The sequence below is a fragment of the Pelosinus propionicus DSM 13327 genome (assembly GCF_900114615.1).
Lineage (GTDB): Bacteria > Bacillota > Negativicutes > DSM-13327 > DSM-13327 > Pelosinus > Pelosinus propionicus.
Genome location: NZ_FOTS01000006.1, coordinates 54,172 through 77,180, shown reverse-complemented (window position 1 = coordinate 77,180; position 23,009 = coordinate 54,172). Strand labels below are relative to the sequence as shown.

The following is a 23,009-nucleotide window of genomic DNA, read 5'->3' as shown; positions in this document are numbered from 1 at the left end:
ATGGCAATGAAGCCAATGGATGCAAACTATTTGCAGCAGCCATTGGTCTTTTCTTTTTTATAGAGCTTAGGAGGCAGTTGTATGATTCAAGTTGATAAAATGTCCTGCAAAGGCTGTGGGATCTGCAAAAAAAATTGTCCCAAAGCAGCAATTGCGATAAAAGAAAAGCTAGTGGAAATTAGTGATCTGTGCGTAGATTGCGGTGTTTGTACAAGGGTTTGCCCGTTTGGAGCGTTAAAAATGGCGGAACGTTCTTCTGCTGCTGTCCGCTGCCAGTGTTGTCCCGTTGAGTGCCAGATTGAGCCTGGCTTTGAAGGGGCTTGCAAGAGATATACCAATATAAACGGACAGCTTGTGCGAAATCGTGATTTAGTATTAGAGGCACTGCCTACAGTAAGTAAAAAAGCGCTTTTGCCGGAGAAACCGTTGATAACAGCAGTAGGTGCCGGCACTTCCTATCCTTGCTGCCGCCCGGCTCCTTATATTGTAGAGAAGACAGTAAATGATATCGATGTTGTTACCGTAGTGACCGAGGCGCCCCTAAGTTATAGCGGAATAAAAGTTAAAATTGACGCCAACACGCATATTGGGGATCAAGGTGCTCAGATACTGTGCGAAGGCGCAGTTGTCGGTATGGTTGATACCGAAGAGTATGGAGCTAAGATGCTCTCCCTTGGCGGAGCCAGTATTCTAAGTGGCAAAAATGGTTTTATTGCCGCTAAAACCGTAGTAGCACTGGCCAATGGCGAGGAAGTAGAACTGCAGGTAGTGAAGGGCAGTTCTCTTAAGCTGCAGGTCGGTAAAGCGCCTGTAATTGACGGTAAACTGGAAAAAAAGATGCGGGTAGGCTGCGGCAGCGCCACAATCGGAATGTTTGCTAAGACAATCAGCCAAGTCGTTGATGAAGCGATCATTCTTGATTTTCATGTAATTGGACTATTAAGTGAGCATAGAGCCGGAGAAGAAGTTGGTTTAAGCTATTGCGGTGTAGTGCCAAATGGCCGGAAAAGTACCAGGGGACGCTATTTTGGCGAACCGGGGCATGGCTGGGGCGGAACCTGTATTCTGTCGGCGAAAGAGGCTGTAAAAGCAGTAGACATGAACATTGCCCATGCGGGTATGCGTATTTTGGTTACTGAAACAACAGGACAAGAGGCTGGTTTATTAGAGGTGCAAGCTGATGGAGCGGTCAGGGAAATTCCGATGACCGCCCAAGTACAGAGCGTTGTTGATTTTATCGCTGAGAACTGTGAAGATGCCCGTGTTTCAGCAATATATGTAGGAGGAACTGGTGGCAGTGCTAGGGCTGGTGTTACCAGGCATCCGATTAAACTATCCCAAGCTGTGCACGCAGGCGATGTCAAAGTAACGATTGGCGGCGGAGATACATACATTCTTCCTGGCGGCGGCATTAATTTTATGGTTGATGTAGAAAAGGTTGTACCCCATGCTTTTACCTGGGTTGCTACGCCGGCTACGGTGGTTCCGGTAGAATATACCATGGCAAAAGAAACTTTTGCTGAGCTAGGCGGGCATATGGAAGCGATTCGTCCAGTAAGTGAATTGAAAAAGGATAAAATGTCATGTTAGGAACAAGCCAAAGTAATATTTTTGTTGACTATGGGCCGATGCAAATGACAATACAGGCCGTATTCGCCGGTAACCAAAGCAATAAGCAGGTACAAGACGCCGGCAGGTACGCAAAAGAACTTTTAACTGAGGTTGCAAGGCAAAAAGAAATAGCCAAGAGGACGCAGCAAGACTTGCCCTCCAGTGTCTTTGGCTCTGAAGTTTTACAGCGTATGATAAGCGCTGTGCGGCAGTCGACAGATAAAACGCTGACGCCTATGGCCGCAGTTGCTGGAACAATTGCAGATATGACCGCTGATTATGTAGCAGACCTCGGAGCCATTAAGGTTATCGTCAATAATGGCGGTGATATTGCCATCAGGCTGCAGGAAGGACAAACTGCCAAAGTCGGCATTGCCGTCAGCCGTAACGAGACAGTTATGCCAACGATACTGATCACGAAAGAAAGCGGCATTGAGGGGATTGCAACAAGCGGCCTTGGTGGACGCAGCTTTACCAAGGGCATTGCATCAGCAGCCGTTGTCGCCGCAAAATCGGCGGCGCTTGCCGATGCGTGTGCGACAAGTATCGGGAATGCTGTTTTTACCGAGCATCCCCACATTCGTCTGGCGCTAGCTGAAGAGTTAGATCCCAATACTGATATTCGGGGACATTATGTGGTAAAAGAAGTGGGGCTTTTACCTCCCGACATAATTCAAAAGGCGCTTAATAACGGGCGAACTCATGGGATAAAGCTTTTAGCCGATCAGGTGATTTTTAGAGCAGCCTTATTTATTGAAGATTGGAGCACGCTTATTCCAGATAATTGGCTGATGTCGGATGAGCAGCTTTTATATAAATAATCTATATAATTTATAATGGAGGAGATACTATGGGAATTACAAAACGTTTAGGGGAAATGCCGCTTAGTGCTTGGCATTGGCGGTTGCTGGCAATTATTGCGGTAGGTTGGGCATTCGATGCCATGGATACAGGGATCGTTTCCTTTGTACTGCCCAAATTGATGGGCCTTTGGAATTTGAGTGGTGCGCAAATGGGTTTTATTGGTAGTATTGGGCTGGTTGGTATGGCAATTGGGGCGGCCCTGGCAGGCTCTTTGGCAGACTCTATGGGACGAAAAAAACTTTTGGCAGCTACTATGCTAATTTATGGACTCGGTACAGGCGGCTGCGGTTTGGCATGGAATTATGAATCGTTATTGTTCTTTCGTTTTATTGTAGGTTTTGGTCTCGGCGGGCAAGTGCCTGTTGCTGTTACCCTCATGAGTGAATATTCGCCTGATAAATATCGGGGCCGCATGATTGTACTCTTAGAAAGTTCCTGGGCAATTGGCTGGCTGGCGGCAGCAGTAATTTCGTATTTGGTTATTCCGCAATATGGCTGGCAAATTGCCTTCTTTATCGGCGCTTTTCCGGCATTATGGGTGATCTATGTTTGGAAAGCCATTCCTGAATCGGCGCTTTATCTAGTGAAAAAAGGAAAACTTCAGGAAGCTCATGATATTGTATGTGAAATTGAACGCTCAGCAGGTATTCCATGTGGAGCTATGCCTACAGCAGGTGAAACCAATGTTGGTAAAAAAACATCCTTTGCTTTTTCTCAGCTCTTTACCGGCGTTTATTTAAAGAAGACAATTTGTTTATGGATACTCTGGTTTGGTTTGGTATTTTCCTATTACGGCATATTTATGTGGCTTCCGACTATGCTGGTTAAAGCAGGCCATAGCATGGTGCAATCGTTCTCCTTCGTTATGTGGATGACAGGCGCGCAGATTCCCGGTTATTTTACCGCTGCTCTTTTAGTTGATAAGATTGGGCGTAAACCGACTTTAGCCTCTTTTCTAATATTGTGTGCGGGTTCGGCATATTTTTTTGGCCATGCTACCACCTGGAATGAAATTTTATTGTGGGGCTGCTTGATGTCTTTCTTCAATCTTGGTGCATGGGGGCTGATGTACACGTATACGCCGGAAATGTACCCGACCGAAGCGAGGGCTTCCGGTACCGGTTGGGCTGGTGCTTGCGGGCGGATTGGCGGTATTCTGGCACCGATAGTGGTAGGTATGATGTTTACTGGTCCTGATAAATTCTCATTGGTATTTGCTATGTTCACCGGTGTATTGGTCATTATTGGCTTAAATGTGTTGGTACTAGGTGAGGAAACGATGAATAAGTCTTTGGAAGAAACCGGAGGAGAATAAAAATCGGAGGATATTAAAATGGAAGAGGCAAAGAGTATCTATCAGGCTTATCAGACTGTACTACCGGCAATTCATATTTTAAATAATGGCCGCATTGGACTTACTCTCACCGACTTAGAGAAAATTAGCCTCTATCTTCCGGCCAAAACACTTGATTTAAAGTGTAAGGCTGGAGATTTATTAGCGGCTGGTACAGGTATTTATCGGGCTGTTCATGAGAAACAGAGAATTACGGCTCATGTAGATAAGGCTTTGTATGGCGTTCCGTATATTTCCATGGCCATGCCGATTAAAACATCCGTGGGAGAGGTGATTGGCTCTATTGCGATCACACAGTCTGTTGAGCTTGAAGATCTGCTTAGGCAAATGGCGGAATCATTAACAAGAAGTATGGAAGGTTTGGCAGGCACTACTGAGGAAATATCGGCCCAGACAGAAGAAGTGGCAGCGGTCGGCTTTGGTTTGGCGGCAGTTGCGAAAAATACGGAAAATCGTATCGGAGAGACCGATCAGGTAGTAGGTTTTATTCGCAGCATTGCCAGCCAGACGAATCTACTCGGCCTTAATGCTGCGATTGAGGCGGCACGAGTAGGAGAACAGGGCAGAGGGTTCAGTGTAGTAGCCGAGGAAATAAGGAAACTGGCCTCAGACAGCGGCAATTCCATCAAAAGTATCGAGTTGTCCTTATCAAAGCTCAAAGAGGAAAGCGGAAAAATGTCTGCCCAATCAATAGAACTGCAAGAGATGATTACAGGAATCAGCGAGGCGGCAGCAAATGTTGCAGACGTTGCTCAGCAGGTGAGCAGTGCAGTACAGCAAATGAATGCCGCAGCAGACAACTTATTTAAGGATATATAAACAAGAAGCACAGGGGGTGTACTCAAAACCCTATTATGGATTTCTTATGTAATCACGTCTTCTAATTGGTAGAGGTGATTATATAAGAAATCCTTTTTTTAAGCCTGTAAATTAGTACCTTATCAGCCCTAAATCAGTGAATACTGATAGTCTATTCTCCGCACCCCTTCGTTGTCGTCGTCGGCATACTCCCGGTATACTTCCCTCCTCCGCCTTGTGTTGCGAAAAATAGCCTCGCCATTATCCTACTGTTTTAAAGCTGACAAGGTACTAGTTATTTTTATTGAATTGTAATATTTATCCTACGTGGCGGCAATAATAAAGACAGAACGCTAGGGATAGATAAGGATGTGATGATAAAAATGAATGAGACAGAAGAAAGTTGGAAGGAAAGTCCAATCGTGATTTTTGCAGGTGTATTAGTAGTGTATACTGTCAGTCACTCCATCATGGTATTATTTAGTTAATAGTGTGAGTCGTAATAGAAAACTTCAAGATGCTTGTTCAGAAAGAAATCTTGAAGAAGTGGTTCCATAAGGTATATAAATAAAAGTTGAGAATCGGCAAGAGATGAAGGTTCTTAACTTTTTTTATTTCTATGTATGTGGGTTCTTTGGCTTTTTGAACTGTAGTAAAGAATTTTTGAAAATTGCAGGAATATAGGTGAGAAGTAATGAAGTAATGCAGTATTTCATAGAATTTTTAATAATGTTGTTTAGCTATTTCATCACCTTAGAATATTGTGATCTTTTAAGACTGAAAATTCGAAACAAGGGATTAGTAAGGGGATTTGCGTAGTGATTGGAGGAAGAGTTCATGGATATGAATGTTCTCAGTGAGCCCGTTGGTCATAATATAGGGGCAGCTTGGAATCAATTTATTCGTTCAGGAAAAATCGCAGCAGGAATTGTTTCGCCTTTGGTTGCTAAGTCATGGGAAAAATGTGCAAATCGGAACATGGATCCTACAGAAGGGCGAGGGCAAATTGAATTAGGACGTAATGAGCTTAAAGAGCTGCTCGATAAGAACGAAAGAACGATTCGTATTGCCAATCCTTTTATGAAAAATCTTTATAAAATGTTTTCCAATACGGGATTCATTATCGTATTGGCGGATATTAAAGGATATATATTAGAATCTTTTGGTGATAAAGAACGTTTAAAGAATGCACAATATCTTAACTTTGTTCTTGGAGCCAATTGGTCAGAAGCAAGCGTAGGGACAAATGCAATTGGACTTGCGCTAGCTACGGGAAAGCCGGCTCAAGTCTCAGGCTGGGAGCATTTTTCACAACCGCATCACTGCTGGACTTGTTCGGCAGCACCGATTTTTAATAAACAAGGAGAAATGGTTGCCGTACTAGATATTTCTGGGCCTGTACATGAGAAAAATTCTCATACCCTGGGCATGGTGGCCGCGGCTTCAGAGGCAATTTCCATGCAGCTGAAGATGCAGCAAAAACAAAATGAAATGATTCTAGTGAATAAACATATGGAAAGTATTTTTAATGCCATGTCAGACGGTGTGATCCTCATTGATAAATGTGGCATTATTAAAGATGTAAATACGATTACGAAACAAATACTCAATCGCAATGAACAAAGTATGATCGGCTGCTCGATTGATACTATTTTTAAAGAAATATCACCTGTTACAAAAGAGATGCTGCATTATAAAAAATCGTATTCTGGTATTAAGCTATCTCTGCCTGGCTCTAAGGGAACAAATCATTGTTTGGCGTCAGGTGAAATTGTAGCTGATGATCAGGGAGGAGTTAGCGGTGGGGTATTGATCCTGCGCCCAATTCAACAAGGTAAGAGTTCAATAAATTGCTATAGTGCCCATAATGCGGATTTCTCATTTCATGATATTATTGGTAATAGTTCTTCTATGCGCGAAGTGATTGGGGTGGCAATATTAGCAGCCGAAAGTAGTTCCAATATACTCTTGCAAGGGGAGAGCGGAACTGGAAAGGAATTATTTGCTCAGGCAATTCATAACAAAAGTGCTAGATGTAAGGGACCCTTTATTGCTGTGAATTGTGGTGCAATCCCCCGAGAATTGATTGGCAGTGAACTTTTCGGTTATGAAGAAGGGGCTTTCACAGGAGCCAAGCGAGGGGGACGTCCAGGAAAGTTTGAGTTAGCGACAGGTGGGACGCTTTTCTTGGATGAAATTGGTGATATGCCTTTAGAGCAGCAAGTATCCTTACTGCGGGTACTGCAAGATAAAAAGATAAATCGTATTGGCAGCGATAGAATCATTACTACAGATGTACGAATCATTTGCGCTACAAATAAAAATCTGCTGAAAGAGGTGAGAATGGGGAGCTTTAGGCAAGATCTTTATTATCGTCTCAATGTAATCTCTGTTACTATACCTCCTTTACGTGAACGGGGGGAAGATATCATTTTACTGCTGACTTCCTTTTTGCAGCATTTGAGCAAAGGCCATAAATGCGAATTTGATCTAGAGCCGGAAGTACTGCATTGTTTAAAAAAATATAGCTGGCCAGGGAATGTGCGCGAACTTCATAATGTAGCAGAACGAATTATCCATCTGGTTAAGGGAAAGATCGTATCCTTAGTACATTTGCCTGCCGATGTATATCATTGCTGCGAAGCGTTGACAGAACTGCCAGCCCAAAGAAGCTCTTTTAAGGAACAGCGCAGGCGAGAGAATGAAAAGACAGAACGGGAAGAAATTGTTACACTGCTTCATGAGTGCAACGGCAATATTAGTCATATTGCCAAACGAATGGGTGTAGCGCGTACCACGGTTTATCGAAAAATGCAATTGTATGCAATACAATATTAAAAGAAATAAGTGTAGCGAGGTGTAGCACCGTAATACACCGTTACAACATTCACGCTACAGTTCATTTATTTAAAAACCCACCTAAACCAGGTGGGTTTTTTCTATATGTCTTAGGTCGTCAGTATCTTTTGCTCCTTTGCGCCTTTGTGGTTCAATCACTTTTTATATGTATTTAAAGGATGTACAGCATTTTATTGTCTGTAAAGAGTTGGTATGAAAATTGCAACATAGTAGTATGTGAAGAATGAAAAGCAACTTACGAGCGAATTACTTACAAGGAAGGAGAGGATTGATCTTTATTCATAAAAAATATCTGAGTAATAAGAAAAATCAAAATAGTTTAGGAGGGTTATGATATGAGCGATGTTACGAAAGAACAATTATTGGATTTTTATAAAACAATGCTGACGATCCGTAAATTTGAAGATAAGGCAGCCGAATTATTTGCAGCAGGCAGGCTTCCTGGCTTTGTTCATCTGTACAGCGGGGAAGAGGCTGTGGCTACAGGGGTATGTGCCAGCCTGACAAACAAAGATTATATCACCAGTACTCATCGAGGTCATGGTCATTTAATTGCCAAAGGCGGGCAAGTGGATAAGATGATGGCAGAACTATTTGCTAAAGTAACAGGTTATTGTAAAGGCAGAGGAGGGTCCATGCATATTGCGGATGTGGACCTGGGTATTTTGGGGGCCAATGGTATTGTTGGCGCAGGACAGCCCATTGCTGTTGGTGCGGCGTTTGCGAATCAGTATCTAAAGAATGATGCAGTTTCCGTATGTTTTTTTGGTGATGCTGCTTCTAATCGAGGCACCTTTCATGAAGCATTAAATCTGGCATCAGTTTGGAAACTGCCAGTGATTTTTGTCTGTGAAAATAATCGTTTTGGTATTTCTATGAATCAGAAAGATCATATGAATATTGTGGATGTTTCTCAGCGGGCCATATCGTATGGCATTCCCGGAGTCACAATTGATGGTAATGATGTTGCTGCTGTTTATGAAACGGCAAAAGATGCAATTAGTCGTGCAAGAAAGGGTGAAGGCCCAAGCTTGATTGAATGCAAAACATGGAGACATTATGGGCATTTCCAAGGAGATGCCGGTTTATATAAAGATGTTCAAGAACAAGAAGAGTGGTTGAAAAAAGACCCCATACTAAAATTAGAAGAAAAATTAAAGGTCCTGAACTTTGCCAAGGATACGGAACTTAAGGAAATACGACAACAGATACAAGGGCAAATTGATGCGGCGGTTGCATTTGCCGAAAATAGTCCCGAGCCAAGTACAGAAGATGTTCTGGCCGATGTGTATGCTCCCTGATTGCCGCTGCATTGTTGGTCTGCGAGGAAAGGAATATAGGCTATGACTTCCCTAAGATTGTTGTTTAGAATCGGTAGTTTGATTGATACAGAACAAAGGAAGGATGAAGAAAATGAAAAAAATGACATATGCCGAAGCCATACGGGATGGTATGAGAGTAGAAATGCAAAGGGACGCCAACGTATATATTGCAGGTGAAGATGTTGGAAAATTTGGGGGCTGCTTTGGAGTTACGGCAGGATTATTTGATGAATTTCCTGGTCGGGTACTTGATACACCGATTAGCGAAACAGCGATTGTCGGTCATGCTGTTGGTGCGGCTGCAGCTGGACTGCGTCCAGTTGTTGAAATTATGTTCATTGACTTTATGGGTGTATGCATGGATGAATTGTTCAATCAGGCTGCGAAGATGCGGTATATGTTTGGCGGCAAAGCAAAAGTCCCTATGGTGGTACGGACTCCTTGCGGCGGCGGCATGACGGCATCAGCTCAGCATTCCCAATGTATAGAAGCATGGTTCACTCATATACCTGGGATAAAAACAATTATGCCTTCAACCCCAGCCGATGCAAAAGGTTTAATGGCGGCAGCCATTCGCGATGATAATCCTGTCATGTATATTGAGCATAAGCAGCTGCTAGCCATGAGCGGTGAGGTGCCGGAAGGTGAATATGTCATTCCTCTGGGCAAAGCAGATATAAAAAGAGCAGGATCGGATGTAACCATTGTTGCCTGGTCATGGATGGTTCACAAGGCACTAGCAGCGGCTGAACAATTGGCAAAGGAAGGAATTAATGCAGAAGTCGTTGATTTGCGTACGCTGGTTCCTTTAGATAAGGAATGTATTTTGCAGTCTGTTGCGAAAACAAACAGACTCGTGGTGGTAAACGAAGCGGTTCGTACCAGCGGATTTGCTGGTGAGATAGCAGCCATTGTTGTGGAAGAAGGTTTTGATTTGCTCGATGCTCCCATCGTGCGTGTCACTGCTCTTGACATCCCCGTTCCCTTTAATGCGAAACTAGAAGCCGTTTATTTACCTAACGAAACCAAAATCATAGCAGCAGTAAAGAGCTTATTTTAATAGATGCTTTTAAAGAGAACGTTGGAACACAGAGGGCACAGAGTACGCAGAGGACACTGAGGGTGTGCTTCTATCTTATCTATCCTTCTCTGTGTTCTCTGCGCCTCTGTGGTTCAATCCATTTTATATGTTTTAAAGAACATGTAGCGTTTTTTATGAAACTTCAAATGATAAAGGAGTGCGAACATATGGCAGTAGAAATTACTATGCCCAAAATGGGTCTGTCCATGGTAACAGGGACCATTGCGAAATGGCTGAAGAATGAAGGGGATGCAGTCACTAAGGGCGATATTATCTTGGAGGTAATGACGGATAAACTGACCAATACCATTGATGCTCCAGCAGATGGCGTGCTGCTCAGGATCGTTGCCCAAGAGGAAGAAGAACTTCCCATTGGTGCTTTACTGGGGATCATTGGTATGGAAGGTGAAGCCGTTCAAGGTGCAAAAGCTGCGAGCAAAGCAGTACCTGCTGCAGAGCCAGTGATCTCCAAAACGAAGCAGGCAGATAGTGGCAGTCATGAAGTTACGGGAAAGAGAGTGAAGGCTTCTCCTTTAGCCCGCAAGTTGGCCAAGGAAAACAATGTGGATTTTACGCATATTACTGGTACGGGTCCATCGGGGCGCATTATTCGAAATGACGTTCTTGCATATATTGCCCAAGGTAGCAGTTCCCAGCAGGCAAGCACACCAAAGAGCAGTGGCAGTCCTGCTCCCATCGAAGAGCAAGAGAACTTTACTCTGACCCCTTATGCCGGCATGCGAAAAGCCGTCGGTGATAATATGTCTCATAGCTGGTCCGTTGCACCAAAAGTCAATTACCATGTCAGTACGGATCTTTCTGCATTGCTAGCCTTACGAAAAACGATTAATGAAGAAGCGGAAGTTAAAATCACCATTACAGATATGCTGGTGAAAATTGTTGCTGTGGCACTTAGAATGTCGCCACATATTAATATCGCATTAGTTGACAAAAATATTAGAAACTATAAAGAAGTCCATGTAGGGGTAGCTGTTGCCATTAGTCAAGGGTTAGTTGTACCAGTAGTGAAACATGCAGATATCAAAACCATCTCTCAAATTAGCCGGGAAATTAAAGACCTATCCTTACGGGCAAGAGACAACCAGTTAGGTTCGCATGAAATGCGGGGAGGAACCTTTACGGTTACGAATATCGGCGCATATCAATCCGTTGATTGGTTTACCCCTATTATTAATCAGCCGGAAGCAGCGATCTTAGGAGTAGGCAGAACGGTAGACACACCGGTAGTAGAAAATGGAGAAATTGTAATTAAACCAATGATCGGACTTTCTTTATCCTTTGACCATCGCGTTATTGATGGGGCACCTGCCGCTGAATTCTTAGGATTGCTCTTAAAATTAATAAAAAAACCATATCAAGCCTTGATTTAATAGGAGGATGCAAATGAGACGCAAGGGATACTGTATAGAACTTGAAGCTTGCAGTTATGATGAAATTCTTCATTTGCAGGAGGCTCTGAATCGGGCCAGGCAGCTGGGCGTTATTCCGGATACACTGCTTCTCCTCGAGCATCAGCCTTGCTTTACTATAGGAAGAAAAAAAGGCAGTTCCAATCATCTGTTAGTCAGTCAACGGGTATTAGATGAACAGCAGATCAAAGTATTTGAATCAAACCGGGGCGGGGACATTACCTACCATGGTCCGGGACAGTTGATCTGTTATCCTATCATTGGTTTAACAGGAGTACACAAGGATGTCCATGCTTACGCCAATAAAATGGAGGGAGTATTGATTCGAACACTGGCATGCTTTGGGATTGCAGCGACGCGTAAAAAAGAATATCCGGGAGTATGGGTAGAGGATCAAAAAATTGGGGCAATCGGCATTGCGATCCGTAAATGGGTCACGATGCATGGCGTTTCTCTAAATGTCTGCCCCAATCTAACACATTTTTCTTTTATTGTACCTTGCGGCATTACATCCTTGGGAGTCACCTCTATGTCGCGAATATTGGAGACGATAGATTCTAGAGCGGTACGGAGGCAATTGAGAAAACAATTTGAAGAATTATTTGAAATACAAACAGAACTAGTGAGTGTAGAGCGGATAAAGGAGATGGTCCACTATGCTGAGACCGGCATGGTTAGTTGTTCCGGCACCTAATCAGGATGATCTTGCCCAGATGCAGTCTATGCTGAATGCAGGCAATTTACATACAGTATGTGAAAGTGCAAATTGCCCCAATATCGGAGAATGTTTTTCCCAGAAGACTTGTACATTTATGATTTTGGGAAACATATGCACTCGCAATTGCCGATTTTGTGCCGTAGAGCATGGGCAGTTACCCTTGCCTGTGGACAGGGAAGAACCTAAGGCTGTGGCATTGTCTGCCAAGCAGCTGAACCTTGCCTATGTGGTGGTAACTTCTGTCACAAGAGATGATTTGCCTGATGGTGGTGCAGCACATTTTGCTAAAACCATTCAGGCAATTCGTCAGGCATTGCCGGCAGCGAAAGTCGAAGTTTTGATTCCGGATCTTTTGGGACAGTTTGCATCACTAAGGCAGATTATTGATGCGGGACCGGAGGTAATTAGTCATAATATCGAAACCGTGCCACGCTTATATAAAGCTGTGCGTCCACAGGCGATTTATGAACGGTCTCTTCAACTGCTCAAACGGGTTAATACCAGTGGTAAAAATATTGCCAAAGCGGGTATTATGCTTGGGTTGGGAGAAGGACATGACGAGGTGCTACAAACCATGGTTGATATAAAAGCAGTGGGCTGCCGAATCCTGACTATTGGACAGTATCTCCGCCCGTCACCTCAGCATCATCCTATTATGGAATATATCCACCCCACTACTTTTAAAATGTGGGAAGAGAAGGCATATGAGATTGGCTTTAACCAAGTTGTTTCCGGTCCAATGGTGCGGAGTTCCTATCATGCCGGACAATGTTATGCGAAAACTTTTCGTAGTGAATCAAAAAAGAGTAGGAGGTAGAATCGTATGGCTCTGCAAGCTGCCTTTATATTTATAGCCCCAGAGGCTGATCCTATCCACCATCGAACGATTGTGAAAACACCCGAGGTTCACTTAACGGTAGTGGGGGTCAAGGACTATAAAGAAGCTGAAAAAATTGCTAAAGAGCTAGTAGATCAGGGAATTACATCTCTTGAATTATGCGGCGGTTTTGGCAGTATTGGAACGGCTGCGGTCACCAAGGCTGTCCAGAACAAAGCAAATGTGGGCGCGGTTCGTTTTGATATCCATCCCGGTCTTGCCTTTAAAAGCGGTGATGAATTTTTCAGTTAATCCTAAGTGAAAGAAAAAACAAATGGAGAGAAAATATGAAGAAAAAAGTAATTATTGTTGGAGGCGGTCCCGGAGGATATGTGGCGGCCATTCGTGCGGCACAACTTGGGGCTGAGGTTCATATCATTGAAAAAGAAAAAATGGGGGGGACATGTTTAAATGTGGGCTGCATTCCCACCAAAGCCCTTCTTCATACTGCCAAGCTGTACCATGCTGTGCAGGAAGAAGCAAATAATGGACTGCGCGTCCAGGGGATCTCCTTGGACTGGTCAGCCCTTATGGCTCGTAAGGATACGATTGTAAATCGCCTGGTTCAAGGGGTAAAGGGGCTCTTAAAAGCTCATGGAGTGAAGACTCACAGCGGGCGGGCAGTGTTGCAGGATGCCCACAAAGTTCAGGTCGTAGGGGAGAGGACTGTAACTCTTGATGCGGATATTATTGTACTGGCTTCTGGTTCTGTTCCCAGTAAAATCCCTGTACCAGGTGCAAATAGTGCTGGAGTTATTGACAGTACAGCAGCGTTAAGTTTACCTAAAGTGCCAAAGTCCTTGATTATTGTTGGCGGTGGTGTCATTGGTACAGAGTTTGCATCGTTATATAGTTCTTTTGGCACAAAGGTCACCATTGTCGAGATGCTGCCGGAAATATTACCGATGGTAGATCGACAAATTGCCAAGAGAGTAAAGGAAAAGTTAACAGAGTGCAGCATCAATTTTATGCTGGAAGCAGGATTAAAAGAAATACTGCCAACCTCTAATCAATTAAGTGCCGTAGTACAAACTGCTGGAAAAAACTATGAAGTGGCAGGAGAATATATCTTGATGGCCACAGGGCGTAAGGCCAATGTTCATAATATGGGGCTTGAAGAAGTGGGAATCCAGACGGAACGGGGGAGAATTGTTGTAAATGAGTATTTTGCAACGAATATACCTCATATTTATGCAATCGGTGATTGCAATGGGCAGATGATGCTGGCACATGCGGCATCTGCCCAAGGCGTTGCAGCTGTTGAATATGCGTTAGGTCATCGTCCTTTGTACAATCCTAACGTCATTCCTTCTTGCATTTATACCATTCCAGAAGCTGCAGGTGTGGGACTTACGGAAGATGAAGCAGCGGCTCAGGGGATATCTTATAAAGTTGGTTTATTTCCTTTAATGGCAAATGGAAAGTCCCTTATTGAAGGATGTGAGTCTGGTCTGATTAAATTAATTGTCGCTGAGAAAAGCGGAGAAATTCTAGGCGGACATATTTTTGGACCAAGAGCCACTGATTTGATTGGAGAAATCGCTTTGGCAATGAATCTGGAAGCAACGGTGGATGAAGTCATTGCCACAATTCATGCCCATCCTACCATGAGTGAAGGAATCGCCGAAGCAGCACTCAGTGTGAGCGGCAATGCAATCCATTGGCCTCCGGGAGCAAAGATTCTATAATCAGAAGTGTAGTGTTTTCTTATAGCATCAGAATTAATAACATAACAACGATCCGTCATTGCGAGCTAGCGAAGCAATCCCCTACTTGTTAAGAGATTGCTTCGCTATGCTCGCAATGACAAAAAGAACGTGAAGTGCTTTTCTTAATAGTCTAAAATTATAAGTTTTTTGGGATAATGTTAAAACACAAAGGTCACAAAGATGCAAAGAACACAGAGGTGTACTTATTTTGTCCCTTTGTGTTCTTTGTGTCCGCGTAAGCGGCGTTGTGTCTTTGTGTTTCAAATTCTTCATAGTCTTCGTATCTTCGCGGTTCAAAACGTTTTTATTTTTGATTTTGTGAAGTGATTTTCTTAGAGTTTGAACGTAGCGATTGTTACTTGCAGTTCTTCAGCTAGATGGGCCAGTGCTTCGCTGGAGGAGGCGATCTCTTCCATGGAAGCTGATTGTTCTTGAGTAGCTGCGGATACGGTTTGTGTTTGCCCGCTTGTTTCTTTGCTGATGGTTTCAATCTCACGGATTGAGACAACCATTTCTTCACTGCCTGCCGCTACTCGATCAATGGCAGAAGCAATATCTTTCACTTGGCCTGAGACTTGACTGGCTAAACTGACGATTTCCGTAAAAGCTCCTCCGGCAGTATTGACGACATCAGTACCCAGTTTTACCTCACGGGTTCCGTCATTCATGGCAGTGACTGCATTGTCCGTTTCATTTTGTATTTCTTGAATGAGTGATGCAATTTGTTTCGTTGCCTCTTGGGATTGTTCTGCTAGTTTGCGGACTTCCTCCGCTACAACAGCGAAACCTCTGCCTTGTTCTCCTGCTCGTGCTGCTTCAATGGCTGCATTTAAAGCCAGCAGATTGGTTTGGTTAGCAATATTGGAAATGGTGTCAACAATTTGACCTATTTCCCGAGAACGTTCACCCAGTTTTGTGACAGCTAAAGCAGATTCAGTAACAGTATGATTAATCGTATTCATTTGGTGAATGGCCGCTTCGATAGAGCTTCCGCCATTTTGAGCAGCTGCAGCAGCTTGGTCGCTAATTTCAGTGGCAATACTGGCATTGCTGGCAATTTCTTGAATTGCTGTTGTGATATTTCCAACTGTTGCTGCTGCAGAATTAATGTTTCTTCCTTGTGCTTCCGTGCCTGTGGCCACTTCCATAATGGAGACAGCTACTTGCGTAGATGCCTGAGCTGATTGTTCTGCACTTGCAGTTAGTTCTTCTGATGAAGCAGCAAGTTGTTCTGCTGAGATGGATACTTGGGATATAACAGTTCGCAAACTTATACGCATTTGATTAAAAGCATCGGCAAGCTGTCCAATTTCGTCTTCCGATTGGTAGGTTATTTTGTCGGCAGCTAAGTTGCCAGCAGCAATTTGGCTGGCAGCTTCTGCAACAGTATGTACAGGGCGGGAAATATTTCGAGAAATAAAAAATGCAATAATACTCGATGCAATAATAACTATGATATTGATAACAATCAAAAATATCTGAGAAGATCTCGCATCTTTCGCGTATTGTTCTTGCTCCTGGATCACATAGGTTCTCGTATCGAGAGTCAATTTTTCTGCAGCAGTCATAGTAGCCTTATAGGGGGCTCCTGCATCAGCCATGTAGCGAGCAACCTCATCAATTTTACCGGCTTGCTTGGCAGCCATAGACATTTCAGCAATTTTCTCATATTCTTCTTTTGCCTTTTTTATTGAAGTAATATATTCCAGCCCTGTACCTGCTTGAAGATTTTTTTCTAACCATTTCAAGCGATCATTTGATTTTGTTTTATAATCATTATAAATAGGAATATCATTGGGATCGCCAACAAAGTTAAAACGCCGCATGGTTACACCCTCATTTGCAATATCAGCAGCTGTTCCTTGAACCATTTCCATTTTTTCTATATTTAATTTACTAAATGTATGATAGTTTGCAGTTATTTCACCTATTTTCCAAATTGTAAACCCGCTCATCAGAATCACAAGGGCAAGAACGAGTGAAAATCCTCCGCCTATTTTTTTGCCTACTGTCCATTTCATAAAAGATCCTCCTCCACTTTAGTGCTAAATAATTACTGCGTTTAACAAAGAATAGTTTGATTTTCTTCAAATTAATAAAACAAAAAACTGCTAGGTATCATCATGTCATTTGCAGATGGAACCTAGCAGTCTTTTTAGACTTAGCTAACAGATACTTACTGTAAAACGATTCTTACATGACTATATTGTATATTTTATATGGATAAAATATACTTGTCAATAATTATTAGCAATTAATAAAAATTAAATAATATAAATAAGGAGTGAGGCAAATTGCTTACTTAATTAAAAATCTAAAAAGTTATGCTCTTGCAGCCAGGAACGGGTACAAGCAATAAATTTCTTTCCGGCAGGAGATAGGTTTTTCATAGAAAGAGAGGCTAATCCTAAAATACGGTAATCTGCCTTTTCTAATTCAACGATATGAATGTCTTCAGGTACATTAATTAGTATTAATTCAGGAAGAATACTGATTCCTAGTCCCCTTTGCACCATTGCAAAAATAGTACGTTCTTCCATTAACTCATATTTGACATGTAAATTTACTTTGTTTTCATGTAAAAGTCGTTTGATATTATCATCACTACCCCATTGAGGCATAATAAAATGCTCACCTTTAAGTTGGCTGAACGAGATGAATTTTTCATGCTGAAGAGGGTGGTTTGGTGGCAGGAGAACGACTAGCTTATCCTTTTTTAAAGGCATTACTTCAAATGCCTTAGAAGTGGGTAATGAAACAAACCCGAAATCTATAGTGCTATTAGAAATCCAATCGCTCATTTCATCATAGCAGCCTAAATAGGTTTTAACTTCGATTTGCGGATAGGTTTCATGAAATTGCGATAAAATACCAGGAAGCCATTGTGTGGAAACGCTGGATAATGTGCCTAAACGAACAGTACCTGTATTTAAACTTTTAATTGAAATTACTTCTTGCTGTAAAAGTTCCTCTTGCTGCAAAATTTTCTGTATAAAGATAAGAATCCGCTCTCCATTGCTGGTCAGACTTACACCGGAACGATTTCTTTTAAGTAAAGTAAAACCCAGCTCAGATTCAAGAGTAGAGATGGCATAGCTTACCCCTGATTGCGTCAGATGGAGTTTTTCAGCAGTTTTTGTCAAGCTGCCAAGTTCCACAATTGTGTTGAAAATTTCATATTTAGAAATAGTCAATTGAACCACTTCCTATAATTATTCCATAAATAACATTGTAATTTAAATGGTTGATGTCCATTTAAATATACTATAGGTGATAGATATCTGCCAGAGGAAATTTTTTTTCAGCAAGAATCTTGTAATAGAACGTAGGGCAGGCTATAGAAAAAAATGCGGATACCATGGAATAAAAGAATAGCCTGTGCTCTTAGAAAAAGATATTTACTTCCCTGTAATAAACAGTTTTTCATCTACTGTCTGCTACAAAGGGAGCATATCAAAATAAGAGTACAGGCTATTCAAATCTTTTTCGAGTTAGGGAGTAGGCATTTTAGAGCAGCGTGGACCTTCAGGATCTGGTCTATGAGGAGGGCGCAGTGCGTCATCTACAGCTTTGGCCTGTTCATCAGATAAGTTTGCTGCATCTTTTAGATCCTTAATGATATCTGGGGGCTGACTAAATTTTTCCTTAAGGAATGAATCTCTTTCCTCGGAGGTCATTGACTTCATTTTTTCCATGTCTAATTTGCGCTGAGCATCTTTTTCTTTAAAAAAGTCCATTAACTTGCTAGCTTGCTCTTGGCTGATGGTACCATCAGCCACCAATTTGTCTATGGAATTTTTCATATGTTCTTGTCTATCTTCAGGACGAGGCATTTGATGATTCATGCCCGGTCCAGGCATGAATTCTGGTTGGCCACCATGAGCAAAGGCAACTGCTCCAACAGACAGTGCAAGACATCCCACGACCAGTCCGCTAACTAACTTTTTTGTAAAATATTGCTTCATTTCAATATCTCCTTTATTTAAGTTACTTCCTTGCTATTAGTATGAAGGGAAATTGTTACAATTTAGTTACGGACTAGTATATATTTCCTATATTTTTTTTGCCTTGCTGAGGTCAAACCAAAATACAACACCATCATCGATATTATCCACACCATACTCGCTGCCGTGTAATTCTTGGATTGCTCGGACAATGGATAGACCTAACCCATATCCGCCGTATTCTCTAGTGCGAGCTTCGTCTACTTTATAAAAGCTTGTCCATATTTTTTCGAAACTTTCCTCTGGTATGGGGCGTCCTGAATTATAAACAAAAACTCTAAGTTGTGTGTCTGTTTCTTCTATCCAGATTTTAATGATCTTCTTAAATTCAGCATGGTCAATGGCATTGGTAAAGAGGTTAAGCAATACTTGTTCAATGCGAAGTTCATCTCCATAAACTACATAGTGACCAGTCGTGTCTATGTCCAAGAGAATTTTTCTTTCCGCCAAAATAGTAGAGTATTTCAGGAGAATATCATGCAGGAGTAGAGCAAAATCGAAGGTGGTTCTGTTTAATTGAAAGAACCCGGATTCAATTTGGGATAAATTTAGCAGATCCCTTACTAATTTATCCATTTTTTCTGCTTCATCAATGATGACAGAGCAATAATAGTTTTTACTATCTTCATCCTGAGCTACGTTTTCTCTTAGACCTTCTGCGTAACCTAAAATGAGAGAAAGAGGGGTTTTTAGTTCATGGGAGACGCTAGAAACAAAGTTTTTACGCATTGTATCTAGCTTTCTTTCCTTTTCTACATCTGCCATAAGTTGTTGATTTTTTTTATTTAGTTCTGAAATCGCTGTATCTAATTGATAAGATAAGTGATTAATGCTTTTACCGAGTTCCCCTATTTCATCGCTGCGATTAATAATGCATTTTTGAGAAAAATCAAGTTGTGACATGCTTTGGGCAACACGATTCAGTTCCATGATGGGAAGGGTAAATCGCTTTGCGAAGAAAAAAGCCCAAGTACAGCCTGCTATAACAGAAAGTACGCCTGTAAAAATAATAAATTGAGCTGCGACACTCACACTCTCTGATATTAATGCCAAAGGCTGTTTTATAACCATAATGTCATTATTTTTCATTTGATGACGAATAATCATAAAATCAATTTTTAAAACTTGATCATGCTCCATTTCTAAAATGGTACGGTTATCAATGATTTCTCTACTTTTGATGACTGGCGGAGGACCGGGAGGAAAGCGGGGAGGCGTGGTGCGGGAAAGGGCAGGATTATCAAAAATATTGGGAAAAAGAGGATGGGGGGTCGGACCAGAAGGTTCTTGATCGACAAGAGGACCAAAAGAACTATATTTGAGTTGCCCCTCTTTGGTAAAAATGATAATGGCTGCTCCTAACGTATTGTTGATCCGCTCTAACTCCAAAGATAGTTCTTTAGGATCGCCTTGATATAAAAGATCAAAGTTAGTGCTGCTAGTAATGAGAGCTTCTTTTTTTTGTGAAATATAAAATTTTTCCAGACCAACACGGGTGAGACCTAAAAACATAAGTACAAAAAATAAGACTAGTCCGCTTAAGATAATAAAGAGCTTTGTACGAAGTGAAACTGTCATTTTTCGGCCTCAAATCGATAACCATATCCTCTAATGGTTTGGACAAGTGCGCTTTTATCTCCTAGTTTGGTCCTCAGTCGATTAATATGAGTATCTACAGTTCGCAGATCACCAAAATAGTCATAACTCCAAACTTGATTTAAGATTTGCTGGCGACTCAATGCCTTGCCGCTATTTTCAGTCAAATAGGTAAGGAGATCATATTCTTTTGGACTTAGATCGAGAGAGTGATCATTTATAGATACTTGTCTTGCCGCAGCATTAATTTCTAGACCATCATATACGATGGCTTTTTCTCTTTCGATGCGGCGAAATAGTGCGTTTACACGGGCTGTTAGAACCTTAGGGCTAAAGGGCTTGGTGACATACTCATCTGCACCTATTTCAAAAGCAAAAAGCTGATCAACTTCTTCCCCTTTGGCCGTAAGCATAATGACAGGAATATTGCTTTTCTTTCTAAGCTCTCTGCATACAGTCCAGCCATCATGCTCTGGCATCATAACATCTAGAATGATCAGGTCTACTTGTTCTGCTGCCAGGCACTCCAAGGCGGCTCGTCCATTGTCAGCTTCTAGGGTGCTGTAACCTTCACGGACTAGAAAATCAGCAATCAGTTTCCTGATGCGCAGTTCATCGTCAACAATTAAGATTGTTTTATTCATGAATTTTGCCTCCTTATGACTCGACGGCATTTTTAGTGTTATTTTTAGCATAAAGAATATGACGGAAGATGTCAATGAAATGCTATATTTGTATAAATTTCTGTAACAAAACTGTAACATAAATCCTTCATAATTAGAAGTAAAAGTACTTTATTGTTATATTAGGGTAACTCTTCCTGAAATGGGTGAGGTCTAGCAACTGATTAAATTGTGTTAATTAAGATTATCATAAAAATATTTTAAAATAAAACTGTAAAGTGAGGAGAAGGTTATTATGCATATTTCGCCAGGAAGTCTGTGGTCTTATTCTTGGAAAAATATCGTAATTATATTGATGACTCTTGTATCCTTGCTAGGGTACTATGTTTTTCACATCTCTCAGTGCATTGTGCAAATTCTGCTTTGAAATTAGTGAAATGCATTCCAAAGAAGTAAAATACTCATGCGGCTTGTCAACTGCATGAGTATTTTACTTTGCATGTCATATGAAAATACGTTGTTGGTAAATCGCAGTTACTAAAAAGATGATCCAAAAGAGATGGAAAAAAGTAATTCAATCACAGTAACTGTTGGTAAAATGCATCGAAATTTACGTTTTTACGAGAAAATACCGAAATTTTACAGGTAGAATGAATTTATTTTGATATTACTGTAACAATTAAGTAACATTCATATGTTACTATTAAAGAAAAGTTTTAGGATAAAAACAAAGACTAATACAGAAAAATCATGCTTGACCTATCAAATTTTCCGAAATAATTCAAGTTATTACAATCGAACCAACACTACCATCTATTAGGTATAAAAGCCCAATGTAATTTCTTGGTATTGAGCCAAAAACAACAAAAGATAGATGGTCCATGATAAGGAGGAGTTAAATTGAGTTTATTGACACAATATGTAAAGCCGGGAAGTGCCGGTATTTTGGGATTATATTTATTGGTCAGGACCACGATAGGGTTTGCTGCGCCTCTCACAGTGGAACAAGCAGTAAATATGGCATTGGAAAATCATCTGGATATTAAGATCGCCATGAATAGTGAAAAACAAGCTGAATATGCGTTACAAAGCACACAAGGCAGTCGTGGAATATCAATTGATACTTCGAATACTTTTTATCTGAAGCAGATTCATCGTTCGGCAGCTACTAGCTCCAGCGATATTACTCTTTCTCTGCCCCTATACAGTGGTGGAAAAAATGAAGGAAACATAGCGATTGCCAAAACTGATGTGACGATAGCTGGTCTAAGTCTGCTGAAAACTAGGCAGGATGTGAAATTTAAAACCATTTCCGCCTATTATGATGTAGTAGAAGCTGGTAAAACGCAGGCTGTCGATCAGGAAACAGTTAATAATTATTTGTTGCATCTCGATGATGTTAAAGCGCAGTATAGCGCTGGTAATGTTGCAAAATCAGATGTATTACGGTCAGAAGTTGAACTGACAGATGCCCAGCAGACGTTGATAAAGGCTAAAAATTCCTATGAAGTAGCAGTTAATACTTTCAAAAATCTGATTCGCTGGAAAAGCTCTGAACCCATTGAATTTGTTGATGATTTTCAATATATTCCCGTTAATAAGACGATGGATGAATGTGTAGCTTTTGCAGTGGAACATCGTCCGGATGTGAAAAAGTATCGACTTGCTATTGATGAAGCGGAGCAAAATATCAATGTTGCTAAAGCTGACAAGAAGCCATCGGTTTCGCTTACTGCTGCAACCGGGTGGGGAAGTAATATTTTGCCTAAGGATGACAATGATGTTTATGTGGGAGTAACAAGCAGTTGGAATGTATTTGACAGTCAAGTTACTAGTAACAAAGTTAAAAAAGCACGAAGTGCTGCAGATACAGCACGTTTGGAGTTGACAGCACAGGAAGAAACGGTAGAACTTGCTGTAAAAGAATACTTTCTGGGAGTGAGGGAAGCTGAAAAGCGGATTGAGACAACGCAATTTGCTGTCCATAAAGCAGAAGAAGATTATTTCATTGCTGAGGCTAAATATCGAGTAGGAGAAGGAGTTATTCTTGACGTTATCGATGCACAATTAGCATTAACGACAGCAAAGAATAACTATATAGCAGCGCAATATGATTATGTTACATATAAGGCAAAATTAGAAAATGCTATGGGAATGGACTAG

Annotated in this window: 18 protein-coding genes; 13 read left to right on the top strand and 5 right to left on the bottom strand. The window is 41.5% G+C overall.

The window, feature by feature from the left end; genetic code table 11:
- Window positions 1-81 precede the first annotated feature (81 nt).
- From BMZ99_RS04495 to lpdA, 12 genes are all read left to right on the top strand, one after another.
- The gene (locus BMZ99_RS04495; RefSeq protein ID WP_090933366.1) at window positions 82-1,590 is read left to right on the top strand and encodes a DUF362 domain-containing protein; all 1,509 of its coding nucleotides are present in this window, start codon (window positions 82-84) and stop codon (window positions 1,588-1,590) included.
- Complete coding sequence (locus BMZ99_RS04490; RefSeq protein WP_090933363.1) at window positions 1,584-2,432, top strand: FAD:protein FMN transferase; 849 nt, start codon at window positions 1,584-1,586, stop codon at window positions 2,430-2,432. The genes BMZ99_RS04495 and BMZ99_RS04490 overlap by 7 nt, the downstream gene beginning before the upstream one ends.
- Window positions 2,433-2,461: 29 nt before the next feature.
- Entirely contained in the window at window positions 2,462-3,790 is a 1,329-nt protein-coding gene (locus BMZ99_RS04485) for an MFS transporter (RefSeq protein ID WP_090933362.1), read from the top strand.
- Window positions 3,791-3,808: 18 nt separating this feature from the next.
- Window positions 3,809-4,648 (top strand): methyl-accepting chemotaxis protein, encoded by an 840-nt coding sequence (locus tag BMZ99_RS27330; protein WP_090933359.1) that lies wholly within the window; start codon window positions 3,809-3,811, stop codon window positions 4,646-4,648.
- Between the two features lie 816 nt (window positions 4,649-5,464).
- On the top strand, window positions 5,465-7,465 hold the full coding sequence (locus BMZ99_RS04475; protein WP_090933357.1) for a sigma-54-dependent Fis family transcriptional regulator: 2,001 nt from the start codon (window positions 5,465-5,467) through the stop codon (window positions 7,463-7,465).
- Between the two features lie 356 nt (window positions 7,466-7,821).
- Entirely contained in the window at window positions 7,822-8,787 is a 966-nt protein-coding gene (locus BMZ99_RS04470; protein ID WP_090933353.1) for a thiamine pyrophosphate-dependent dehydrogenase E1 component subunit alpha, read from the top strand.
- Window positions 8,788-8,899: 112 nt separating this feature from the next.
- Window positions 8,900-9,868, top strand: coding sequence for an alpha-ketoacid dehydrogenase subunit beta (locus tag BMZ99_RS04465; protein ID WP_090933351.1), 969 nt, complete (start codon window positions 8,900-8,902; stop codon window positions 9,866-9,868).
- 188 nt (window positions 9,869-10,056) lie between these two features.
- Entirely contained in the window at window positions 10,057-11,280 is a 1,224-nt protein-coding gene (locus tag BMZ99_RS04460) for a dihydrolipoamide acetyltransferase family protein (protein WP_090933350.1), read from the top strand.
- Between the two features lie 13 nt (window positions 11,281-11,293).
- On the top strand, window positions 11,294-12,013 hold the full coding sequence (gene lipB, locus BMZ99_RS04455) for a lipoyl(octanoyl) transferase LipB (protein ID WP_090933349.1): 720 nt from the start codon (window positions 11,294-11,296) through the stop codon (window positions 12,011-12,013).
- Window positions 11,976-12,854: a lipoyl synthase gene (gene lipA, locus BMZ99_RS04450; RefSeq protein ID WP_090933347.1), complete on the top strand. Its 879-nt coding sequence runs from the start codon at window positions 11,976-11,978 to the stop codon at window positions 12,852-12,854. The genes lipB and lipA overlap by 38 nt, the downstream gene beginning before the upstream one ends.
- A gap of 6 nt (window positions 12,855-12,860) precedes the next feature.
- The gene (locus tag BMZ99_RS04445; protein ID WP_090933345.1) at window positions 12,861-13,166 is read left to right on the top strand and encodes a DUF6506 family protein; all 306 of its coding nucleotides are present in this window, start codon (window positions 12,861-12,863) and stop codon (window positions 13,164-13,166) included.
- A 35-nt stretch (window positions 13,167-13,201) separates the two neighbouring features.
- Window positions 13,202-14,602, top strand: coding sequence for a dihydrolipoyl dehydrogenase (lpdA, locus tag BMZ99_RS04440; RefSeq protein WP_090933343.1), 1,401 nt, complete (start codon window positions 13,202-13,204; stop codon window positions 14,600-14,602).
- 353 nt (window positions 14,603-14,955) lie between these two features.
- Here lpdA and BMZ99_RS04435 read toward each other — a convergent pair whose 3' ends face one another.
- The 5 genes from BMZ99_RS04435 to BMZ99_RS04415 all read right to left on the bottom strand — a co-directional run bounded on the left by BMZ99_RS04435 (window position 14,956) and on the right by BMZ99_RS04415 (window position 20,867).
- Entirely contained in the window at window positions 14,956-16,644 is a 1,689-nt protein-coding gene (locus BMZ99_RS04435) for a methyl-accepting chemotaxis protein (RefSeq protein WP_090933341.1), read from the bottom strand.
- 285 nt (window positions 16,645-16,929) lie between these two features.
- Entirely contained in the window at window positions 16,930-17,817 is an 888-nt protein-coding gene (locus tag BMZ99_RS04430) for a LysR family transcriptional regulator (protein ID WP_090933339.1), read from the bottom strand.
- 297 nt (window positions 17,818-18,114) lie between these two features.
- The gene (locus tag BMZ99_RS04425) at window positions 18,115-18,588 is read right to left on the bottom strand and encodes a hypothetical protein (protein WP_090933337.1); all 474 of its coding nucleotides are present in this window, start codon (window positions 18,586-18,588) and stop codon (window positions 18,115-18,117) included.
- Window positions 18,589-18,675: 87 nt separating this feature from the next.
- Window positions 18,676-20,205 (bottom strand): sensor histidine kinase, encoded by a 1,530-nt coding sequence (locus BMZ99_RS04420; protein WP_090933335.1) that lies wholly within the window; start codon window positions 20,203-20,205, stop codon window positions 18,676-18,678.
- A complete protein-coding gene (locus BMZ99_RS04415; RefSeq protein ID WP_090933333.1) occupies window positions 20,202-20,867 on the bottom strand; it encodes a response regulator transcription factor in 666 nt (221 codons plus the stop codon). The genes BMZ99_RS04420 and BMZ99_RS04415 overlap by 4 nt, the downstream gene beginning before the upstream one ends.
- Window positions 20,868-21,746: 879 nt before the next feature.
- On the opposite strand from BMZ99_RS04415, the gene BMZ99_RS04410 reads away from it, so the two are divergent.
- Complete coding sequence (locus BMZ99_RS04410) at window positions 21,747-23,009, top strand: TolC family protein (RefSeq protein ID WP_090933331.1); 1,263 nt, start codon at window positions 21,747-21,749, stop codon at window positions 23,007-23,009.

Coding starts and splice junctions, on each gene's coding strand:
- BMZ99_RS04485 (WP_090933362.1), top strand. CDS start 2,462: ATGGGAATTACAAAACGTTTAGGGGAAATGCCGCTTAGTGCTTGGCAT.
- lipB (WP_090933349.1), top strand. CDS start 11,294: ATGAGACGCAAGGGATACTGTATAGAACTTGAAGCTTGCAGTTATGAT.
- BMZ99_RS04420 (WP_090933335.1), bottom strand. CDS start 20,205: ATGACAGTTTCACTTCGTACAAAGCTCTTTATTATCTTAAGCGGACTA.
- BMZ99_RS04425 (WP_090933337.1), bottom strand. CDS start 18,588: ATGAAGCAATATTTTACAAAAAAGTTAGTTAGCGGACTGGTCGTGGGA.
- BMZ99_RS04445 (WP_090933345.1), top strand. CDS start 12,861: ATGGCTCTGCAAGCTGCCTTTATATTTATAGCCCCAGAGGCTGATCCT.
- BMZ99_RS04435 (WP_090933341.1), bottom strand. CDS start 16,644: ATGAAATGGACAGTAGGCAAAAAAATAGGCGGAGGATTTTCACTCGTT.
- BMZ99_RS04470 (WP_090933353.1), top strand. CDS start 7,822: ATGAGCGATGTTACGAAAGAACAATTATTGGATTTTTATAAAACAATG.
- BMZ99_RS04475 (WP_090933357.1), top strand. CDS start 5,465: ATGGATATGAATGTTCTCAGTGAGCCCGTTGGTCATAATATAGGGGCA.
- BMZ99_RS04490 (WP_090933363.1), top strand. CDS start 1,584: ATGTTAGGAACAAGCCAAAGTAATATTTTTGTTGACTATGGGCCGATG.
- BMZ99_RS04495 (WP_090933366.1), top strand. CDS start 82: ATGATTCAAGTTGATAAAATGTCCTGCAAAGGCTGTGGGATCTGCAAA.
- BMZ99_RS04415 (WP_090933333.1), bottom strand. CDS start 20,867: ATGAATAAAACAATCTTAATTGTTGACGATGAACTGCGCATCAGGAAA.
- BMZ99_RS04460 (WP_090933350.1), top strand. CDS start 10,057: ATGGCAGTAGAAATTACTATGCCCAAAATGGGTCTGTCCATGGTAACA.
- lpdA (WP_090933343.1), top strand. CDS start 13,202: ATGAAGAAAAAAGTAATTATTGTTGGAGGCGGTCCCGGAGGATATGTG.
- BMZ99_RS27330 (WP_090933359.1), top strand. CDS start 3,809: ATGGAAGAGGCAAAGAGTATCTATCAGGCTTATCAGACTGTACTACCG.
- BMZ99_RS04465 (WP_090933351.1), top strand. CDS start 8,900: ATGAAAAAAATGACATATGCCGAAGCCATACGGGATGGTATGAGAGTA.
- lipA (WP_090933347.1), top strand. CDS start 11,976: ATGCTGAGACCGGCATGGTTAGTTGTTCCGGCACCTAATCAGGATGAT.